Consider the following 21,030-nt stretch of genomic DNA (forward strand, 5'->3'; position numbering starts at 1 on the left):
GTCCATCTTTTGCCTCTTCACCGTGAAGAGGCGGAGATGCCCAATATGTTGCAAAAAAGCCTCTGGCCTTCGGGTCAGAGGCTTTTTAAATTTCAGTTTAATTGCTGAATCCAAACGAAAAACCCAGGCTGGGTATAACTGTTGCATTTATCACACGTGTTGCATTCAAGTGCCCTCTAAAAGCATGGCTGGTATGTATTTTTCGTGACAGTCACGCTCTGAGATCTTTAGACAGGGAACATCATTCTTCTGAAGGATTTTGTTCTTTGATGAGCACATCTCGTCGCCACCTGTTGCTGTGTGCATCAATTCTCGGAGTTGGGACCCTGTCAGGAACGGCTGTTGCCGCTTCCACGACGCAGCCGGAACACCGTTCCCACAAGGCTGTGCACCACAAGGCAGCGGCTTCGACGACTGCTGCAAAACCTGCTGCTGTTCCTGCGCAATCCGTTGCCGTACCTGTCGCCGCGACAGCTCCGGCTTCTTCCCGCCGTCGTCGCGCGGAGGTCCTTGAGGCGCAGGGTGTATCGGGCGGTACCGAACGCATGGTCGTTACGGGATCGGCGCTTGCATCCTCGAACAACCAGAACGCCAACCCCGTCCAGATTGTGACGGCCAAGCAGATCCAGCAGACGGGTGCCACGACCCTCAGCGACTTTTTCGCGCGCATTCCGTCCATTGGTGGGACGGGTTCGAATAACGCGGAAACCAACGGCACGGGTGGTGCGGCCTGCACTGACATCCGTAACCTTGGTTCTAACCGTGTTCTCGTGCTGATTGACGGCAAGCGTGCGACGCTGAACGGTCAGACGAACTGTATCGATCTGAACGCCCTGCCGGTGCAGCAGATTGCGAGCGTCGAAATCCTGAAGGATGGCGGTTCCGAGCTTTACGGCGCCGACGCCGTTTCGGGTGTCATCAACATCAAGATGCGTCATGATCTGTCGGACGGAAACATCACCATCCGTGGTGGCATTACCGGTCATGGCGATAACGACACTGGCATGATTTCCGCCTACAAGGGCTGGAATTTCGATCATGACAAGGGCAACCTGACGCTGTTCGGTCAGTATATGACCCAGGGTGGTGTTCTCCAGCGTAACCGCGGCTGGGGCAACCCGACGCAGGTCTCGAACAACGTCGTCGGCTCAGGACCGGAAGTTTTCGGTTCAGGCTATTCGAATTATACGCATGTCCAGAATGAGGCGACCGGCCTGAGTGCGGCAGTGGCACCAGATGGAAAGACTGTCAGTGCCTGGGGTACGAACAACCGCTACGCGAATGGCGAGCATCAGAGTCTGATCAACCAGCTTCAGAACTCCAGCCTTTCGGGCGATTTTCACTACGAGTTCAATCGGCACGCCAACCTTTATTCCAATGTGATGTACTCACATCGGACCAGCTCCAGCTACATGGCAGCCGAACCGTTTAACGGTTCTGTCCCGCCCAGCACACTGCCGTCCGTTCTGACGGTTCCTGCCAATGATCCAAACAATCCATTTGGCCAGAACGTCGACCTTACAAAGCGTCTGACGGAACTCGGGGATCGTCGCGACGAGAACGCCACTGATACTGTCACCGCCAAGGTGGGTATGAATGGTGCGATTGCTTACGGCTGGGATTACGACGTTTCGTATACCTATGGTTCCAACATGTCGACGGATCACCTGGAGAACGTCGGATCTTACACGAACCTGCTGAATGCCTATGGCCTGCAGCAGACTGACCCGTCCAGCTCCACCAGCCCTCTGGTCTATAATGCCGGTGTCTGCCCCGCTTTCGGATGCAGCAATCCGTTCGGAACGATGGGCAGACAGGCTGCGTCCTACGTCAATTACAACACGAACACGCATTCACATTACCAGCTTCGTGACTGGAACCTGCGCATCAACAACAACCACGTGACGACGATGCCCTGGAAGGGCGGCGGCGATCTGGGTATGGCGTTTGGTTTCGAACACCGTGGCGAACAGCTGACCAACACGCCTGACGAGCTGATCAGCAGCGGACAGAGCCTGACCAACACCGTTCTGCCGACCAGTGGTGGCTTCGACGTTACGGAAGGGTATGCAGAAGCCAAGGCGACTCTGCTGAAGAACGTCTTTCTTGCAAAGGATCTGACGATCGACGCGCAGGGTCGCGCGTCGGGTTACAGCACGACGTCCGAGACGGCGAAGAACTGGAAAGCGTCCATCAACTGGGCACCCACGCAGGACATCCGCTTCCGTGGTACGATTGGCACGTCCTATCGTCAGCCGAATGTTTATGAACTGTATGGTGGTCAGTCGTTGGGCTACAACCTTGCCAACGATCCGTGCGATGCGGGACAGGTTGGGAACTACGGCGGTGCGTCGGCTACGGTTGCGGCCACCTGTGCGAAGCAGGGGATCAACACCTCCACGTTCCATCAGTCCGGTACAGGCCAGGTTCCGACGCTGGGTGGCGGTAATGCCCATCTGGCACCTGAGATCGGACGGACCTACACATTCGGTACGATCATTACGCCGCGCTGGATTCCGAATCTCTCCATTTCCGGTGAGTTCTGGCACTACTCGGTCAATCACACGATCAGTGCGCTTCCGACGCAGTATATTCTGGATGGATGCTACACGGGTAGCAGCCCTTCGCTGTGCAATACGGTGAGCCGTCTGGCGAATGGCCAGATCAACACGGTTTCGGCAACGAACCAGAACACTGGCGCTCTGCATGAAAGCGGCGTTGATTTCGATTTCGATTATCGTATCCGCGTTACTTCCCATGACCTCCTGTCGGTGTCCAACAACTTCCAGTATCTGCTGAACTACACACAGCAGCTCGTTCCGGGTGGTCCGTTCACCAACTACACTGGCGCCCTGCTTTATGGCGGTGGTCCGAACAACCCGAGTGCGTCCTATGGCATTCCGCGCGTTCGTGACTACTCGACGTTTGGCTGGACACATGGTGCGTTCACCGCAACCTACATGGTGCAGTTCATTGGTGGGATGCGCTGGAACAATCAGTCCGAGTTCCTGAATGCTACGACGGCTGGCCGTTACAAGACGCCGATGATGATCGAACAGGATCTGACGCTGGCCTATCGCTGGAAGAAGTGGAACTTCGAAAGCGGCATCAACAACATCACCAACAAGAAACCCCCGTTCGTGGCCAGTGGCGTGGATAACAGCGCCGGTGCGACTTATGGCAGCTTTTATCAGGGTCGTTATTTCTTCCTGCAGGCAGGTCTGAACTTCTGATCCTGACACTCTGAATAACGGTCTGGACCTTTGGTCCTCAAGAGCCCCCGGCCATTATGGTCGGGGGCTTTTTTTTGTGTAGTTTTTTCGAAAACGGAATTTCCTGATTGACGGGAATTGAAACCTGTCGAACTGTGACAGGGATATCGAAGAGGCGCTCATGACTGGGAATATCGACGATCTTGCGGCGCTGATCCGGGAAGCCGAAGATGGCCGGGAGCGCTTTTTGGAAAAGTTCGCCGTCTTTTGCGAGCAGGCTTTTCCACGTCAGGCAACCGTAACGCGCAAGACCCGGGGATGGCTGAAACGCACGGTCGATATCGATGAGCTTACCCTCCGGTTCGAAACTCGGGTTTTCGTAATCCGGCGTGAGAGGGACGGAGTGGTGGCCGAGATTGCCCACGAAGTACGTGGGGTGGTGATCAGTCGCAAACAGGTTCCGGTCCGGGACTGGATCACGGAGTTGCGTCAGAAAATCCATGAGACAGGACTGGCTATTTCGGGCGAGGGTCGCGCATCTGCCGAACTGACGGATTTTCGGCCGTGATGCGCCTGTTCCCGTGGTCTTCTGGTCCGAAAAAAGAGGCCGAAGTACGGGCGTTTCACGAGCTTGGCAGTCGGGTACGTCCTCTGGTGCGTCTGGGGTCGGTGCGGCAGGCGCTACTGACACCGTCCATGGCGATTACACCTGTAGGGAACGTTCATGCTGAAATCTGGTGGAAGTCCGGGATGAACTGGCAGGCCGTGCATGAAGCCGGCTGGCGTACGGCAACGGACCGCATCCGCGAGCAGGCGCGGGCGTTGAGTGCGGGTGCTGTTCTGAACCTGCGATACCGGCTTGAGCATCATAGCGGAGCGCTTGGGTTCATGTTGCATGGCGAGGCCGTGCGTGTGCCGCAGCTTGAACGTCTGGATGTGCTGCCCTGTGTGCCGTGGAACGCCGCGACCCTGGATGTGGCGCTTGCAGCCGGGATCGTGCCTGTGAATTATGGCGTCGGGACGTGGGAGGAGATCCGCTATGCGGGACTTCTTGAAGGATTTTTCGATGCGTTCAGCATCGGGGAGAGTGCTCTTCTGACGCAGGCGAAGCGGGCGACCCGGGATGCGGCGGCGATGAGCCTGCGGAACGATCCGGCCTGTCGGAATTGGGACGGAGCGTTGGGACACGATGAGATGGTCGGACTGACGGTGCAGTCGGAACGGGGTGTCGTAAAGTCGCTCCGGGTTCGGGCGGCTGTGAGCATTCTTGGGTATCGGCGCATTGGCGCGCAGGGCTCTGTGTCTCCTACGATGGTGTGCAGACTGGAGGATGCGGTCCGTTCGGGCTTGCAGCATCGACCGCTTTTCGCCGGGGTTTCGAACCGGATCGAGGTTGAGGACGAGCCTGGCGAACGGGGCAGGGATGGCCGCATTGGGGCGACTGTTCTGGGTCTTGAAGTTGGCGGTGAAGTTGTCAGTGAGGTGGCCGAGGGACTTGGCGGCCTGTTTGACGGCTTGAATGATCTGTTCTGAGGCTCGTTCCGAGCGGCCTCGTAGTGTTGTGGATTTTACGGCGGGAGTCCCATGGGTATCTTTGATCAGGTTCCGGGTTTTGACGCGCTTCCTCCGGGTTGGGGCGGGAGCGGCCCTTCCGAACCAGCGCAGGGTGAGGGACAGGTGCCGCCGATGAGGGCTTCCGGCAGCCGGGTTGCAACGTCGGATTTCAGTGTGCGCGAACTGCTGGTCGTCGAGCAGGCCGGGTTCCGGGCGCTTGGTCTGTGTCTGGGAAACAGCATCTGGAAAGTGCAGGCCAATACGCAGTTCCGCAACACGTCCTATGAACTGACGGATCTGACGGGGGCCATGTATGGCGCGCGTGAGAAGGCCGTTGAGATTATGCGCGAGGAAGCCGAGCAGCTTGGCGCGGACGGGATCGTGGGAACGCGTCTGGAGATTTCACAGCTTGCCGATAGCGGGATGTTGGAGTTCCGGGCGTTCGGAACGGCGATCGTCCATGCGGAAGGACATTCTGGATATCGGCGACCGGATGGACGACCGTTCACCTCCGATCTGTCGGGACAGGATTTCGCGCTGGCGTTGCGCTCGGGGCGGCGGCCGCTGGATCTGGTTCTGGGATGTTGCGTGCAGCATATTCCGCGCCGCAGCCTGATGACGACGCTCAAACAGGCCATGCAGTGCGTGGAACTGGATCTGTTCACGCAGGCCTACTATACGGCGCGCGAGCATGCCATGGAGCGGATGTCGGCCCATGCGGCTGAGGTCGGGGCCAATGAAATCATCGGGACGACCCTGCGTGAGGAATCGCATGTTTGGGGCGATCATATCGTCGAGTTTTTGGCCATCGGCACGGCCATGTACGACACTGGAAAGCCGGACCCGAATTTCCGTATCGATCCGACCTTCACCCTGACGCTGGATGACTGACATGAGTGCTGATGAGACCAGACCGCTGGATCTGAGCGATCTTTATGCTGATGAGCCCGCGCCGGTCCCTGTGAAGGTTGAAGCGCCGACTCCCAGCGGTGCCGTGCCGCTGGCACTGGAACCGATACCCGCTTTTCCACGGCTGGTGGAAATCAGCCGTCTGCCAGCGGATATGGTCGAGGAGGCGCATCGACGCGCGGAGACGATTGATTTCGGAGACCTGAACACGCTTTTGTCGCACGGGATGGGTGCGCTTGGTGAATTGGCGAAGGTTTCGGACCGGATGCTGGCCGGACGGACCCTCGGCGAAAGCGATTCGGTTGGGGAAATCGCCGCAGGTGTTCTGGATGGTGTGAAGATCCTGCGGATCGGCGATTTGCAGAAGCTGGCGCGGGGCGAAGGCGGGGCGCCGGGGGGCTTTCTGGCGAAGATGGGCGGTCTGCTGGGGGGCGCGAAGGATGCGCTCAGCGGGTTTGCCGAAAATCGCAAGAAGTTCAACGCCCTGATGGACCAGCAGGAGGCCAAAGCGCGGGTGACGATTGCCGATCTCAAGCGGAACATCACGTCATTCGAGGATATGTATCAGGCGCTGCGGCATGGGGTGCGGGAACTGAACATTGATATCGCAGCCGGTCAGCTTGCGCTTGAAGAGGGCGAGCGAAACGTTGAGTCGCTACGACAGCATGCGCTGGAGACACAGGACCCTGTGGATGCGGCCGAGGTCATGGAACTGCGCGGACGTCTGGCGAATTTCTCGGGGCATCTGAGCGAGCAGCGCGAAGGGCTGATGCGTGCGGCCCTGACCATCCCGATGATCAAGAGCACGCGCGAGGCCGCGGAAGCGCGGATCATGGCGCTGCATTCCGCGCTGACGAAGACCATTCCCAATCTGAAAGCGGCCTGCGCGGTGGCCGTGGGACAGGTGGACAACCGCAATGCCGCTACCGCGCGCGATGCGCTGAACGAGGCGGACCGCAAGATCCTTGGACTCGTGGCCGATGGTGCGTTGGATGCGGCGCGGACGACTGCCGCCAGCCGGGGTGTGGACCCGCGACAGATGGAGGCGCTGGCGCAGGCGGCGGACAAGGTCACGCAGGCTCTGGGCGAAATGGCGCAAAATGACAAGCTCGCAGCCGAAAGGGCGCAGGAGCAGGAAAAGGAACTGCATCAGCTTCGGGACCGTCTGGCGAGCAGCATGCGCAGTCTGGCGCAGCAGTCGGTGCAGCCCCTGGGTCAGCCCTGAAGGAGAGGGGGCTCGTTTTCCTGTGTCTCAGGGCGCAGGAAGCCGGCGATGTCTTCCAGCGCGTCGGCCAGAGACATGCGGCGGACATCCACGCCGTCGGGGAAGGCCGAGAGCAGGCGTGAGGGCATGCGGCGATCCAGCATGACGAACACGCCGCGATCATTGCCGTGACGAATCAGGCGGCCGAACGCCTGCCGCAGACGCATCCGGGTGATGCGGTCGTCATAATCGCCGGGTCGGCCTTCGGACAGCAGGCGGCGGCGTTCGCGGTGCAGGATGTCGGGGCGGGGCCAGGGCGTCTTTTCAAACACGACCATGCGCAGGGCTTCGCCGGGAACGTCCACACCATCGCGCATGGCGTCCGTTCCCAACAGACAGCTATGGGTTTCGGTGCGGAAGACGTCCACGAGGGTCGCGTTGTCCATGGCATCGACATGCTGCGCGTAGAGCGGAAAGCCCTGCGTTTCCAAAGGTTCATGGATGCGGCGATGGACTTCTCGCAAGCGGCGGATGGCTGTGAACAGGCCGAGTGCACCGCCACCTGCGGTTTCAAACAGGGCGCGGAAAGCATGCGCCAGCGAGGCAATTTCGCCCGAGACGTCCGTAATCACATAGGCGCGTGTCTGCGTGGCGTAGTCGAACGGGCTCATAACCGAGGCGCGGATGGGCGGCTTGAGGAAATGCGTGGCGCCCAGACGCAGTTCGGCTGCGTGCCAGCTTGCTTCGTTTTGCGTGTCGCCGTGACCGGTCTGGTCGCGCAATGTGGCGGAGGTCAGGAGCAGGCCGTGAGCGGGTGTCTGGATTGTCGAGACGAAGGGGATGGTCGGGTCCAGCCAGTGCCGGTAGAGGCCGATGTCATGGTCGCTTTGTGCTTTGCCGGGGGTGGCCCGGGTGCGGGGAAGGCGTTCGGTGCGGATGAAGTCCACGAAAGTGGGGGTGACGTCCGGTTCTGGCGGCGTTTGCAGTGCGTCGAGCATCCCGATCCAGCCGGACAGGCGGCTGATGGCGCGGCGATGCAGGGTGCGGATCATGGCTTCGATGCGTTGTCGGATAGGAGCGTCCATTTCCGCATCGTCCTCAACCTGTGCAGCGAGACGGTCCGCCAGAAGACGGATGGGATCGCGCAGGCGCGTCAGGGCGCGGCTGAGCGTTTCGGAGGCAGCGGCTACGTCGTCGTTGACGGGGTGTAGGTCGCATTCCGCAGAGATATAGCCATCCCGGTTGTCCTTGGTCTGTCGGGCGCGGAGTTGGTGATCCAGAGCGCGGAGGAAGACTTCGGACTGGTTTTCGGGTGTGGGGTCTGCAGGGATCAGCAGGGCGGGGGCATCCTCGGAAGGCGGTAAGACGCTTTCGTCAGCGGGGCTCTCGGGGCGCAGGCGTGTGCTCCAGCCGGGGGCGGGGAGGCTTCTTGCGGCCTGAAGCGCGGCTTGCAGGGGAGTGTCGATCATGGGCAGGCGTTCGACCAGATCGTCCAGTCGTCGTTGCAGGCCCCGGGCGCGGGAACGGCTGCCTTCTGCTCCGAGAAGCCAGCGACGGAGTTCGGCGGCTTCAAGCCCGGACAGGGCCGTGGCGAAGGCGCTGTCGGCGGCGTCGGGGATATGGTGGCCTTCGTCGAAAACATAGCGGGTGGGCGTGGTGTCTTCGTCCGGCAGGCCGGGCGGGGCGAGGGAGGCCCAGGCTGCCTGTGAGAGAACGAGGGCGTGGTTGGCAACGACCAGATCAGCCTGCCGAGCGCGGCGGATTCCGTGTTCGACGAAGCAGGTTTGATAATGGGGGCAGGCGGCGTGGATGCATTCGCCGCGTCGGTCGGCGATACCGAAAAGCGTGCCGTGGCCGAAGAGTTCGCCGAACCAGCCGGGGAGGTCGCCGCCCATGAGATCGCCGTCGCGGCTGGCTTCGGCCCAGCGGGCGAGCAGGGCCATGGGGAGGAGGGCGGAGAAGCCGTCAGGGCCGCGTGAGGTCGCAACGTTGAGCAGGTCTTCCATGTTCAGCAGACACAGATAGTTTTCCCGGCCTTTGCGGACGACGACTTTCTCCCGAAGGATCTTTTTATCCGGGTAGAGGCGGCGGAGTTCCTGTTCGATCTGGCGCTGGAGATGGCGGGTATAGGTACTGATCCAGACGGCGCCATCATTCTGCTCGGCCCAGAGGCTGGCGGGCGCGATATAGCCGAGCGTCTTGCCTGTGCCGGTTCCGGCTTCGGCGAGGACGACATTGGGGGAGCCGATGCTTTCGCGCGGTTCGAACGCACCAGTGGCAACGGAGGCGAAATCGGCTTGGCCAGGGCGGATTTCGGCGTTTTCTCCAAGGATTTCTCGCAGACGTTGACGGGCCGCGTTTGGTGAGACGGGTTGACTTCCGGGGGCTGGGCGCGGAGCTGTTTCTTCCCAGCGCGGCAGGCGCTTCCAGATGCGGATGGCTTCGTAGGGATGAGCGCCTGTCGTGTCTTGCGGGGTTCCGAGCACGTCCGTGACTTCGCCGCTCCAGGCCCATCCGGCGCGGGTCAGAGGGACCATCAGGGCACGCAGACGTGTACCTTCGGGTGTTTCGGCCTTGTGTCGCAGTTCGTCGAGCAGCGTTTCGCACAAAACGGGCAGGAGGTCCGCGCCGATGGTTTCAGGCGGCTCGATTCCGAGGGCGAGGGCCAGCCCGCGCGGGGTGGGGGCGACGGTCGTGGCGGGGCGGACGAACAGGAACAGGTCCAGCAGGTCGAACCACGGAACGGGTTGGGACAGCGGCGAAAGGTCCAGCGCGCGCAGGGCCGCGGGACCATGGACCAGAAGGGGCGGGGGAAGTTGTGTGAGGCGTTCGCGCGTTTCTTCTGCTGTCAGGTCCAGCAGTTCGCCATCCGGGGTCAGGAGGGAGGACAGGCCACGACGGGCGACGAGGGCCGGAGCGTCGAATGGCGACAGGAAGGTGGGGGCGCGGGGCATTATGGGCAGTGTAGCGGGAAGGAAAAATTCCGGCGAGGATGTTTTGCGGATTTTGCGAACGGAACGTGAAAGCTGGCTGTCTGCAAGGGGTTAGGAAGAGCAAAAAAGTTACTGAAATATTTCGTAATGTGAAGGATTGGTCAGAGTGAAACGGGAATGTGTCGTATTGCTTGACCGGGAAGAAGTGTCTCCCTACTTTTTAGTGTAATCATGCAGAAATTTAAGACACCTATCGCCCCGTCCCTCTCTTCTGACGCGCCGCTTCCAAAAGCATGGCCGTTCGAAGAGGCGCGAAAAATCACCGCGCGCATGGATGCGCGCGCGCAGGACACGTCGGACCAGACGCCAGAGCAGACTCCGGCTCTTCTCGAGACCGGCTATGGCCCTTCGGGTCTGCCGCATATCGGCACATTTGGCGAAGTGGCGCGTACGACCTGGGTGCGTCAGGCCTATGAGGCGCTCACGGGCCGCCCGACCCGTCTGCTGGCGTTCTCCGATGACATGGATGCGCTGCGCAAGGTGCCGACCAATGTGCCTCATCAGGAGCTTCTGGCGAAGTATATCGGCCTGCCGCTAACGCGGGTGCCCGATCCGTTTGGTGAATACGAGAGCTTTGCCGCGCATAATAATGCACGTCTGCGCCAGTTCCTCGACAGTTTCGGTTTTGAATACGAGTTCGCCTCCGCCACGCAGTATTACACAAACGGCACGTTTGATGCGGCGCTGCGCCGTATGCTTGAAGTCCATGACGAAGTCGTGGCGACCATTATTCCGACGCTTGGTCCGGAGCGTCGTGCGACTTATTCGCCAGTTCTGCCGATCCATCCGGAAACCGGGCAGGTCATGCAGGTGCCGATCATCAAGGTTGATCCGGATGCCGGGACCGTTGTGTGGAAAGATGAGTCCGGCAAGACGTTCGAGACGTCCGTTCTGGGCGGTCATGCCAAGATGCAGTGGAAGGCCGACTGGGCCATGCGCTGGTATGCTCTGGGCGTGGATTATGAAATGTCCGGTAAGGATCTGATCGACAGTGTGAAACTGTCTTCGAAGATCTGCCGCATTCTGGGCAAGGAACCTCCTGCGGGCCTGACCTATGAACTGTTCCTTGATGCGCAGGGGCAGAAGATCAGCAAGTCCAAGGGTAATGGTCTGTCGGTTGAGGAATGGCTGCGTTACGGCACGCCGGAAAGTCTGGGACAGTACATGTTCCAGCAGCCGACGCGCGCCAAGCGTCTGTTCTTCGACGTCATTCCACGCGCTACAGACGATTATCTGACGCTCGTGCAGAAGGCCGAAACGCAGGAAGGGCCGGAACTGATGGCCAATCCGGTCTGGTTTATTCATGGCGGAACACTCCGTCCGGAAGACACCAGCCCGGTGTCCTACACGGCGCTGCTGAACCTTGCGAATGTGGCCAATGCCGACAAGCCGGAGACGCTGTGGAAGTTCCTGCGGCGCTATGATCCGACGTTGTCGCCCGAAACGCATCCATATGTGGACCGTCTCGTACGCTGCGCGCTGACATATTTTCAGGAGCAGGTTTACCCGAACAAAACCTATCGTGCGCCCACCGATACCGAGCGCAAGGGGCTGGTGGACCTTGCGGACGAACTGGCCAAGCTCGCGCCGGAAACGTCGCCGGGTGACGTACAGGATGTCGTGTTCGAAGTCGGAAAACGTTATTTCGAGAAGTCCGAACTGCGGTCGTGGTTCGGATGCCTGTATGAGGTTCTGCTGGGGCAGACCGAAGGGCCGCGTTTCGGGATTTTTGCCTCCCTGTTCGGGCTGCCGGAGACGGTTGGTCTGATCCGGGAAGCGCTCGCGCGGCCTGTTGAAGAGCCTGTACAGGGCTGAGCCGTGGGCGCGCCCAAAGATAAAAGACCGGAGTTTCGGTCGCTCGATGTTCAGGCTCCGTCTGCGAAGGGGCAGGTCTGTGCATCGCTGGAGGCGGACCCCGTGGATTGCGGGTGTGCAGAGGCCAGTCCGTCGAAACGCCGCTGGCAGGTTCTCCTGTCACGTGCGCCGGCTCTCGTGGGGCTGGGTCTGCTGGTGGCGGCTGTGGTCGTCATCTGGCGGGAACTGCGCCATCTTTCGCTGCATGACATCACCACAAGTCTGAGCGCTATTCCGGATTCTGCGTTGCTGGCCGGTGGTGCGGCGACACTTCTGTCCTACTTCATTTTGACTTTCTATGACCGTCTGGCCTGTCTGCATGTCCGGGCGGACGTGTCGTATCAGCGTTCTGCTTTCGCGGCGTTCTGTTCCTATGTGCTGTCCCACAATCTGGGCTGTGCGGCGATTTCAGGCGCAGCGGTGCGATTCCGGCTCTACCGGAGCTGGGGCGTGGCACCGGGTGCGATTGCGCAGATCATTGCGTTCTGCTCGGCGACCTATCTGCTCGGCACGATGGCGCTGATCGGTGGGATTCTGATTGTCGAGCCGCACGCAGTGCCGGTTCTGATGCATCTGCCGACATTTCTGCTCAGGTTTGTGGGGCTTGGGCTTTGGGGTGTGCTGCTGGCCTATGTGCTGGTTTCGCGCGTCCGAAAGCATGTGCGTGTCTGGAAGTATGAGATCGAGTTGCCGGGGCCGGGGATTGCGATTGCACAAATCGCCGTCAGTGCGGCGGACATGGCAGCGACGGCGCTCATTGCGTATTGCGTGCTGCCGCCTCTACCGCCGGAAGCCCATTTCGGGTTCGGGACCTTTCTGGCGATCTATCTGGCTTCTTACACGGCCGGGCTGATGGCCAGCGTTCCGGGGGGCTTGGGCGTTTTCGACGGGGCCATGCTGCTGGCGTTGCAGGCCTATTTGCCGACATCGCAGATCATGGGCGCAATCCTCGTATTCCGGCTTTTCTATTACATCATCCCTCTTCTGATTGCGGGGCTGATGTTCGCGGGGCACGAACTGTTTCTCCGTGGCGAACAGGCGCTGGTTTCGGCAGGGCAGACGCCGCGCAGGGTCAGGCCCAGTCAGGTAATTCGGGAATCGGAAGCGGATTTCTCCGTGGCGGTGGCGACGAGTGTGCAGGCTGTAGTCGGGCTGTTGCTGCTGCTCTATGCGCTGGTGGCGGACCTGCCGCCTGTGCAGACGTCCTTCTGGGCTGCGGTATCGCAGATTGCGGATCTTCTATTGACGGTGGTTGGTGTCGGGCTTGCGGCACTGTCCTGGGGGCTGTCACAGCGTGTGGCGCTGGCCTGGAAATTTTCTCTTGGGATGCTGGGATCGGCTGTTCTGCTGCTGCTCTTGCGTCATGCGCCGTGGGAAGGGCCGGTTGTCATTGCGCTCGTGATGCTGCTGCTGCTGCCGTTCCGGAATTGCTATTATCGCAGGGCGCATCTTCTGACCGCTCCTCTGACGCCCGCAACACTTGCGCCGCTCTCGCTGTGGGGACTGGGGCTCATGGGGGTGGGCTGGGTAGCGGTTCAGCGGCATCTGGGGCCGATCTGGTGGCGCTCCATGATCTATGATGCCCATACGGCTGTTGGGCGTTGGTTTCTGGGATTTTCGGCCCTTTGCGGATTTTACGTCCTGTGGCGCGGAATGCGCCGGACGCGCATTCGGTTTGAAGCCTGGACGACCGAGAATGCCTGCCGATATCACAGTCTGGCCCATGCCTTGCCGCAACTGGGCACGCGTCGTCCGACCGGGCTTTTGCTAGACGAGGCCGGACGGGCGGCCATTCCGTTTCTGCGGACGGGGCAGTTCATCATCGGACTGGGTGATCCGGCGGGCTCCGAACGGAACTGTGTGGCCGCGATTTGGCGCTTGCGGGATCTAGCGTTGCAGGAAGGCTGCAAGCTCGCTTTCATACAGGTTGGCCAGTCCCTGATGGCCGTTTATAACGATCTGGGACTGACGGTCTGTCCAGACAGGACAGCCGGGACGGTATGCTGTTTCTCCGAGGATTATCGGATGCTGCGCGCTTTTCTGAAGGGTGAGGAACGTCTGGCACGCAAGCGCCAGCCACAGGCTGCAACAGGCTCATGAGCCTGGCGCCCGGGCTGGGGAATACGCTCAGCAGTTGGCTGATTGCCTTTCCCGCGCTGTTTTCGATCATCAATCCGCTCGGGGCTTCGCTGATTTTCGCGCAGGCGACGGAAGGGCGTGAGCGCCGTGAAGTCGTCGAACTGGCGCGTCAGGTCGCGTTGAATTCGCTGGGCATCATGCTGGTATCCATCTGGTTTGGAAGCTGGATTCTCGGGTTTTTCGGCATTTCGATCAATGCCCTGCGCATTACCGGTGGTCTCGTGGTGGCTTCCCGGGCATGGGTGATGCTGTTGCAGCCTGAAACGTCCGAGGCCCGCAAGGAAAAGCAGGCGCTTCAGGGTGGTCGCACCGTAACAACGCCGGATTTGCGGGAGAGGGCGTTCTTTCCGCTGGCAATGCCGTTCACGGTGGGGCCGGGAAGTATTTCCGTCGCCATCGCCCTGAGTTCGTCCACGCCGCCCCACATGCCAACGGCGGATTACTATCTGGGTGTTTCCGCTGCGGCGACGACTATGGCCGTCGTGGTGGCCATCGTTTACGCCTATGCCGAGCGCGTTGTGGCAATGCTGGGTGTGACAGGTGCGCGGATTGTCAGCCGTCTGGCCGCCCTCATCCTGCTGGCGATCGGAGTTCAGATTCTCTCGTCCGGCGTCGAAGGATTTCTGGTCGAGGCTTTCAGGCAGGCCAGAGCCGCTTAAAGATCAGCGTTTGCTAAGCAGCATATGAACGCGTTCGCGCAGGGCGGGGATGACCTCTTCCTGGAACCATGGCGCTTTCTTTTCCCAAACTCCGGTGCGCCATGAAGGATGCGGCAGGGGAAAATACTCGGGCAGGTAATCTCTGAAATTCCTGACTCGCTCCGTGACTGAACCGCGTCCCAGAACATGGTTCTGGGAATAGCTGCCAACGAGAAGTGTCAGGCGGATATCCGGCAGGAGCGACAGGATACGCTGCCGCCATAAAGGTGCGCATTCAGGGCGCGGCGGTTTGTCGCCGCCCTGAGGCAGGCGGCCGGGATAGCACAATCCCATAGGTAAAATAGCGACATGCCGGGTGTCGTAAAAAATGTCTTCCGGGATATCGAGCCAGCTTCGGAGCCGATTGCCAGACGGATCGAAAAACGATTTGCCGGCGATATGGGCCTTGGTGCCCGGTGCCTGACTTGCAATCAGAATTCTGGAAGTCGCGGAGGCGTGGATCAGAGGGCGAGCGCCCAGAGGCAGATGGGCCTCACAGACACGGCAGGCACGGACTTCCCTGAGGAGAGCGTCAAGACGCTCCTCAGGAGAGGGGACGGATCGGGTCATTCTTCCTCGGGCGTCAGCGGCATGTCGGGTTGCCAGGCATATTCGGCTCTGGGAACATAAACATGCTCTCCAAGGCTGCGCAGACTTTCGAAAAGCGTAACGTGCTCTACGGACATCGGTTTGCTGCGAAAGAGATTGTGCCGTTGCACCCACTGGATGGCGTCGGCGCGTTGGCTGGATGAGAAATGCCCCAGCGTGACGGCTGGCTGAAAGCGTCGCTTCGCGGGAGGGCACCCGGCGCGACGAAGGACGCTTTCGATCTGAGACTGAAGCGCCTCGAGTTGTGGCGTGCGCTCAACTCCGATCAGGAGGCTGTCGGCATTAAGGCCCTCGCGGATGTCGGCCTGCGCGAGCGACAGGTCGAAGGGCTTCCAGGCCAGTCGTGAGAGGGCGAGGTCAATCTCCTCCAGTCGGTGTCTGTCCGTGATTTCGCCGATGAAGCGGAGCGTGATGTGGTGGTTTTGTGCAGGAACCCATTGCACGCCGGGCATGGAACCGCGCATCAGCGCGAGCGTTTCACGGAGATCGACAGGAAGGTCGAGTGCGACAAAAAGTCTCAAGAGGCGCGTTTCCCATGAAAAATAAGTAAGGGACGGCGGAGTATTCTTGACCCCTCCGGCAAAACTCCCACATTCAGGTGGAGTGTACGGACGGCCCTCCCTGGTTCGTCAAGCGCCCTTTTCAGAAGGGCATCTCATTGGAAAAGGTGTCATGGCTTTTAATTCCAACTTCAGCAGAGCCGGTGTGCAGGCCGGAGCCGGCAGTCTTGATGCCGGGCTTCGTGCTTATATGTGCCGGGTCTTCAACTGGATGGCGCTTGGTCTGGTGATCACGGGAGTGGTCGCCTACGGCGTCGCACAGACATCCCTGCGCGCTCTGTTCTTCCATCTGGCTGAAATGCCGAATGGTGCAATCGTTCTGCGGCCGACCCTTCTGGGGGGCATCAGCATCTTTGCGCCGCTCGTGTTCGTGATGGTTCTGTCCTTCGGCGTTAACCGCCTGTCCCGTCCGGCCGTTCAGGGAATCTTCCTGCTGTTCAGCGCCGCGATGGGCGCCAGCATGGCCAGTATCCTGCTGAGCTACACGGGCGTTTCCGTGGCCCGGACGTTCTTTGTGACGGCGATTACATTCGCAGGAATGTCGCTGTGGGGATACACGACGGGTGCCAATCTCGCTCGACTCGGTTCGTTCCTGTTCATGGGGCTGATCGGCATCGTTCTGGCGTCTGTGGTGAACATCTTCCTGCACAGTTCCCCCCTTGCAATGCTGGTTTCAATAATAGGTGTGGGGCTTTTCACGCTTCTGGCGGCCTATGACACGCAGCGGATCAAGATCACGTACCAGCAGTACATGGCTTATGCCGGTCCGGAAGAAGTAGCGAAGCTGAGTGTCTATGATGCGCTGACGATGTATCTCAATTTCGTAAACCTGTTTCAGTTTCTCATCCAGTTCATGGGTGTGCGTTCAGGTAACAGTGACTGACAGTACTGTTCGAACGACACTGAATCTTGTGGAAAGGGCGGCAGATGATGCCGCCCTTTTCTGCTTTTTGGACTAAAAAAGTCTTGAATTATTTCGGTGAATTCTAAACGGGTTTACATTAAAAATCTGTAATTTTCATGCTTAATGAAAGTCATAATTAGATCAAATGTGGCGAAAAACAGCCATTTCATCCTGAGGTCCATGCTGGGGAAGGGCTCACGAAATCCGTGATAAGCCTTGTCTTTGAGGCGATTCAGGCAGAAAAAACCTGAGGAACCGGGACAGCCGTGTCCCATGCTGAATGAACTTCAGGATCGGATCTTTGATCCGGTTCCTGACGTCAGGATACGAACGAGAAAGGTAGCAGACTATGGCAGCGTTCGGCGGCACTGATGCGGACCTTATCGTGTCAAACCGTTTCCCGGCGACTACTGCAAGCCGGAACGGATGATGAAAGCAGGACCGATGAAAAAACTCTGGCGATATCTCCCAGCGTTGCCGGCGCTGATGCTATCGGGTTGTACGGTTGATCTGCTTCAGCCGCGCGGCCCGGTCGCAGTAATGAACCGCGATGTCATGGTGGCGGAATTCGTCATCATGATGCTCGTTGTGGTTCCAACCTGCGTCGCGACGCTTTATTTTGCGTGGAAGTATCGTGCTTCCAACAAAGAGGCCGAATACCTCCCGAACTGGGATCATTCGACCGCAATCGAATACGTCATTTGGGGTGTTCCCGCCATTCTGATCGCCTTCCTCGGCGCCATCAGCTGGTGGAGTACGCATGCCTATGACCCCTACCGCCCCCTTCAGACGGATGACAATGTCAAGCCGCTGAATGTTCAGGTGGTTTCTCTCGACTGGAAATGGCTGTTCATTTATCCGGACCTGGGGATCGCAACGATCAACCAGCTGGATGTTCCTACGAACACGCCGCTCGATTTCCAGATTACGTCTGATTCCGTCATGACGTCGTTCTTCATCCCCCGTCTGGGCTCGATGATCTACGCCATGCCGGGCCAGCAGACACAGCTGCATCTGCTCGCAAGTGAACCCGGGGATTACCTTGGTGAAGCGTCGCAGTTCAGTGGTCGTGGTTTCTCGGATATGAAATTCCGTACGCTTGCCATGGACCCGGCTCAGTTCAACGACTGGGTTGAGAAGGTAAAGACCGGAAGCGAAAACCTCGACGATACCACATACCCGAAATATGCTGCACCGCAGGAAGCTGCACCGGTACAGTATTTCGCGCATGTCCAGCCGGATCTCTTCGACGGCATCGTTGCCAAGTATAACAATGGCATGGTGGTGGACAAGACGACGGGCAAGGTCATGCACATGCAGTCTGTTCTTAACGCTGCACCGTCCGACACCGGCATGAAGGAATAACCGACAGATGCTCGGAAAACTCTCCTTTTCAGCCATACCGTTGGATGTTCCGATTCTTGTCGGTACATTCCTTGGTGTTGCTGTTATCGGTCTCGCCGTACTGGGTGCTGTCACCTATTACGGTAAATGGGGCTATCTCTGGCGTGACTGGCTGACGACTGTCGACCACAAACGTCTTGCAGTGATGTATATCATCCTGGCGATCGTCATGCTGTTCCGCGGTTTCGCGGATGCCATCATGATGCGGACCCAGCTTGCGCTGGCATATAAGGGTAACCCCGGTTATCTGCCGCCGCATCACTACGATCAGGTCTTCTCCGCTCACGGCACCATCATGATCTTCTTCATGGCGATGGCGTTCATGACGGGTCTGATGAACCTGGTGGTTCCCCTTCAGATCGGTGCGCGTGACGTTGCGTTCCCGTTCCTGAACTCGCTCAGCTTCTACATGACGCTGGTCGGAGCCCTGCTGATCAACATCTCGCTGTTCATCGGTGAGTTTGCGCAGTGCGGCTGGCTGGTTTACCCGCCTCTGTCTGAAATGCAGTTCAGCCCCGGCGTCGGTGTTGACTACTATATCTGGGCTGTTCAGATCTCCGGTGTCGGTACGCTGCTGACAGGCGTGAACTTCTTCACGACCATTGTCAAAATGCGTGCACCTGGCATGGGCTGGATGCAGATGCCGGTTTTCACCTGGACTGCGTTCTGCACGACCGTGCTGATCATGGCATCCTTCCCGGTTCTGACGGTAACGCTGGGTCTGCTCAGCCTTGACCGTTATCTCGGCATGCACTTCTTTACGAATGATGCCGGCGGTAACGTCATGCTTTACCTCAGCATGATCTGGACTTGGGGCCATCCGGAAGTTTACATCCTCGTCATTCCGGCGTTCGGTGTTTTCTCCGAAGTTACGGCAACATTCTCCCAGAAGCCGCTCTTTGGCTACAAGACGATGGTGTACGCCACGTGCTCCATCATGGTGCTCTCCTTTGTCGTGTGGGTGCATCACTTCTTCACCATGGGTGCAGGTGCCAACGTCAATACCTTCTTTGGTATCATGACGATGATCATCGCCGTCCCGACAGGCGTGAAGATCTTCAACTGGCTGTTCACGATGTATAAGGGCCGCGTGGAATTCACGGCTCCGATGTACTGGACGATCGGCTTCATGATTACCTTCTCCATCGGTGGCATGACGGGCGTGATGCTGGCTATGCCGGCTGCCGACTGGATCCTGCACAACTCCCTGTTCCTGATTGCCCACTTCCATAACGTCATCATCGGCGGTGTGTATTTCGGTTACATCGCGGGCATGGGTTTCTGGTTCCCGAAGGCTTTCGGCTTCAAGCTGAATGAAACCTGGGGCAAGCGGGCATTCTGGTGCTGGTTCGTAGGCTTCTATCTCGCCTTCGTTCCGCTGTATGTCCTCGGTCTCGAGGGTATGACGCGTCGTATGAACCATTACGACAATCCCGACTGGTATCCGTGGATGCTTGCAGCTGAAGCCGGGGCGATCGTTATTGCTCTTGGTATCGTCTGCCAGCTCACGCAGCTTTACGTTTCCATCCGTGACCGTAATCTGCCCGAGAACCTTGATCTGACGGGTGATCCGTGGAACGGCCGTACGCTGGAGTGGTCCATTTCTTCTCCGCCGCCGGCTTATAACTTCGCGGTCATTCCTGACATTCATGGTCTCGACACGTTCCACACCGAGAAGCAGCTGGGTCTTAAGGCTCACGGCAAGCCGCTGGCTCCGATCCACATGCCGAAGAACACATCTGCGGGTGTTTTCATCGGTCTGTTCAGCTTCATCCTCGGTTTCGCTTCGATCTGGTACATCTGGTGGCTCGCTGCCATCGGCCTGATCGGTATCGTTGCAACCATGATCCTGCGCAGCGCAAACCGCGACGTCGACTACTATGTCCCGGTGAGCGAAATCGAGCACAACGAGGAAGTCTATTCTCGTCGTATCGCTGCGGCGCAGGCAGCAGAGTAAGAGGGAGGCATAAGACTTATGGCTCACGAAGCAACAATGTCGCCTCTGGCACACGCCGACGATCACGGCGGGGAACATCATCACGAGTCCCCCAACGTGTTTGGCTTCTGGCTCTACCTGATGACGGACTGTGTCCTGTTCGGGTCGATCTTCGCTGCCTTTGCGGTCCTCCGGAACCAGTATGCCGGTGGCCCGTCGGGCAAGGAACTGTTCGACCTGACGAACGTGGGGATCGAGACGGCTATTCTGCTGTTCTCGTCCATCACGTACGGCTTTGCCTCGCTGAACGCGCTGGCGAAGAACAAGACGATGGTTCTGGTCTGGCTCGCCATTACGTTCGTGCTGGGCGCATCCTTCGTCGGTCTGGAACTGAAAGAATTCAGCTCCATGATCGCAGAAGGCAATGGCCCTGACCGTTCTGCATTCCTTTCCGCGTTCTTCACGCTGGTTGGAACGCATGGTCTGCACGTCACCTGCGGCCTGATCTGGATGGCTGTTCTGATGGTGCAGATGATGGGTCCGCAGGATCTGTCCGAGCGTATGATGAACAAGCTGGCCTGCCTCAGCCTGTTCTGGCACTTTCTCGACATCGTCTGGATCTGTGTCTTCTCGTTCGTCTATCTCGCAGGAGTGATGTAATGGCTCAGGCACACACAGCCCACGATGGTAGCCACGGCTCCTATTCGGCTTATCTGATCGGCTTCGTTCTGGCCGTGATCCTGACGGTGGCATCTTTTGCCGCCGTCATGACCCACGCCCTGTCTCCCGGGATGGCGCTGGCCGCACTGACGGTTCTTGCCGTCGTGCAGATCATTGTTCATCTGGTGTTCTTCCTTCATCTGAACACCAGCAGCGAGCAGAGCTGGAACCTGATGTGCTTCATCTTTGCTGCGGCAACGGTGGTCGTTATCATCGGCGGTACGCTTTTCATCATGCATGACACTGCAATCAACATGATGTCCCGCTAAGGTTTCTTTTGAAACCTGAGGGAAGGGCTGGTGGGAGAAATCCTGCCAGCCTTTTTTTTGTGCCT

Annotated in this window: 16 protein-coding genes; 13 read left to right on the forward strand and 3 right to left on the reverse strand. The window is 59.0% G+C overall.

All coding sequences use genetic code 11. From position 1 onward, the window contains the following. Positions 1–269: 269 nt before the first annotated feature. The 5 genes from HKD21_RS04700 to HKD21_RS04720 all read left to right on the forward strand — a co-directional run bounded on the left by HKD21_RS04700 (position 270) and on the right by HKD21_RS04720 (position 6,900). Complete coding sequence (locus HKD21_RS04700) at positions 270–3,233, forward strand: TonB-dependent receptor domain-containing protein (protein WP_194254425.1); 2,964 nt, start codon at positions 270–272, stop codon at positions 3,231–3,233. Between the two features lie 160 nt (positions 3,234–3,393). Next, positions 3,394–3,780 (forward strand): hypothetical protein, encoded by a 387-nt coding sequence (locus HKD21_RS04705; RefSeq protein WP_194254426.1) that lies wholly within the window; start codon positions 3,394–3,396, stop codon positions 3,778–3,780. Further along, positions 3,777–4,745, forward strand: a complete 969-nt coding sequence (locus HKD21_RS04710; protein WP_194254427.1) for a hypothetical protein — start codon at positions 3,777–3,779, stop codon at positions 4,743–4,745. Before HKD21_RS04705 ends, HKD21_RS04710 begins: the two co-directional genes overlap by 4 nt. A 51-nt stretch (positions 4,746–4,796) precedes the next feature. Then, the gene (locus tag HKD21_RS04715; RefSeq protein ID WP_194254428.1) at positions 4,797–5,657 is read left to right on the forward strand and encodes a heavy metal-binding domain-containing protein; all 861 of its coding nucleotides are present in this window, start codon (positions 4,797–4,799) and stop codon (positions 5,655–5,657) included. Position 5,658: 1 nt separating this feature from the next. Continuing rightward, positions 5,659–6,900, forward strand: a complete 1,242-nt coding sequence (locus tag HKD21_RS04720; RefSeq protein WP_194254429.1) for a toxic anion resistance protein — start codon at positions 5,659–5,661, stop codon at positions 6,898–6,900. Here the strand turns inward: HKD21_RS04720 and HKD21_RS04725 are convergent. Continuing rightward, positions 6,891–9,833 carry an ATP-dependent DNA helicase gene (locus HKD21_RS04725; protein WP_194254430.1) on the reverse strand — a complete coding sequence of 981 codons (2,943 nt, stop codon included), beginning with the start codon at positions 9,831–9,833 and terminating at the stop codon, positions 6,891–6,893. The genes HKD21_RS04720 and HKD21_RS04725 overlap by 10 nt on opposite strands. Positions 9,834–10,043: 210 nt before the next feature. On the opposite strand from HKD21_RS04725, the gene HKD21_RS04730 reads away from it, so the two are divergent. The 3 genes from HKD21_RS04730 (at position 10,044) to HKD21_RS04740 (ending at position 14,524) form a co-directional block, all read left to right on the forward strand. Further along, positions 10,044–11,687: a lysine--tRNA ligase gene (locus HKD21_RS04730; protein WP_194254431.1), complete on the forward strand. Its 1,644-nt coding sequence runs from the start codon at positions 10,044–10,046 to the stop codon at positions 11,685–11,687. A 102-nt stretch (positions 11,688–11,789) separates the two neighbouring features. After that, a complete protein-coding gene (locus HKD21_RS04735; RefSeq protein WP_407646526.1) occupies positions 11,790–13,826 on the forward strand; it encodes a lysylphosphatidylglycerol synthase domain-containing protein in 2,037 nt (678 codons plus the stop codon). Further along, positions 13,823–14,524 carry a MarC family protein gene (locus HKD21_RS04740; RefSeq protein ID WP_194254432.1) on the forward strand — a complete coding sequence of 234 codons (702 nt, stop codon included), beginning with the start codon at positions 13,823–13,825 and terminating at the stop codon, positions 14,522–14,524. Before HKD21_RS04735 ends, HKD21_RS04740 begins: the two co-directional genes overlap by 4 nt. Positions 14,525–14,527: 3 nt before the next feature. Here HKD21_RS04740 and HKD21_RS04745 read toward each other — a convergent pair whose 3' ends face one another. Together HKD21_RS04745 and thpR are read right to left on the reverse strand one after the other, a co-directional pair. Then, a complete protein-coding gene (locus HKD21_RS04745) occupies positions 14,528–15,133 on the reverse strand; it encodes a uracil-DNA glycosylase family protein (protein WP_194254433.1) in 606 nt (201 codons plus the stop codon). Further along, positions 15,130–15,693, reverse strand: coding sequence for an RNA 2',3'-cyclic phosphodiesterase (thpR, locus tag HKD21_RS04750; protein ID WP_194254434.1), 564 nt, complete (start codon positions 15,691–15,693; stop codon positions 15,130–15,132). The genes HKD21_RS04745 and thpR overlap by 4 nt, the downstream gene beginning before the upstream one ends. Before the next feature lie 151 nt (positions 15,694–15,844). On the opposite strand from thpR, the gene HKD21_RS04755 reads away from it, so the two are divergent. From HKD21_RS04755 to cyoD, 5 genes are all read left to right on the forward strand, one after another. Further along, entirely contained in the window at positions 15,845–16,615 is a 771-nt protein-coding gene (locus HKD21_RS04755) for a Bax inhibitor-1/YccA family protein (RefSeq protein ID WP_194254435.1), read from the forward strand. A 447-nt stretch (positions 16,616–17,062) separates the two neighbouring features. Further along, entirely contained in the window at positions 17,063–18,001 is a 939-nt protein-coding gene (cyoA, locus tag HKD21_RS04760) for a ubiquinol oxidase subunit II (protein ID WP_194254436.1), read from the forward strand. 7 nt (positions 18,002–18,008) lie between these two features. Beyond that, positions 18,009–19,997: a cytochrome o ubiquinol oxidase subunit I gene (gene cyoB, locus HKD21_RS04765; RefSeq protein WP_194254437.1), complete on the forward strand. Its 1,989-nt coding sequence runs from the start codon at positions 18,009–18,011 to the stop codon at positions 19,995–19,997. A gap of 18 nt (positions 19,998–20,015) precedes the next feature. Beyond that, complete coding sequence (gene cyoC / locus HKD21_RS04770) at positions 20,016–20,636, forward strand: cytochrome o ubiquinol oxidase subunit III (protein WP_194254438.1); 621 nt, start codon at positions 20,016–20,018, stop codon at positions 20,634–20,636. After that, a complete protein-coding gene (gene cyoD / locus HKD21_RS04775) occupies positions 20,636–20,965 on the forward strand; it encodes a cytochrome o ubiquinol oxidase subunit IV (RefSeq protein WP_194254439.1) in 330 nt (109 codons plus the stop codon). The genes cyoC and cyoD overlap by 1 nt, the downstream gene beginning before the upstream one ends. Positions 20,966–21,030 lie beyond the last annotated feature (65 nt).

The sequence above is a fragment of the Gluconobacter cerevisiae genome (assembly GCF_015244675.1).
Lineage (GTDB): Bacteria > Pseudomonadota > Alphaproteobacteria > Acetobacterales > Acetobacteraceae > Gluconobacter > Gluconobacter cerevisiae.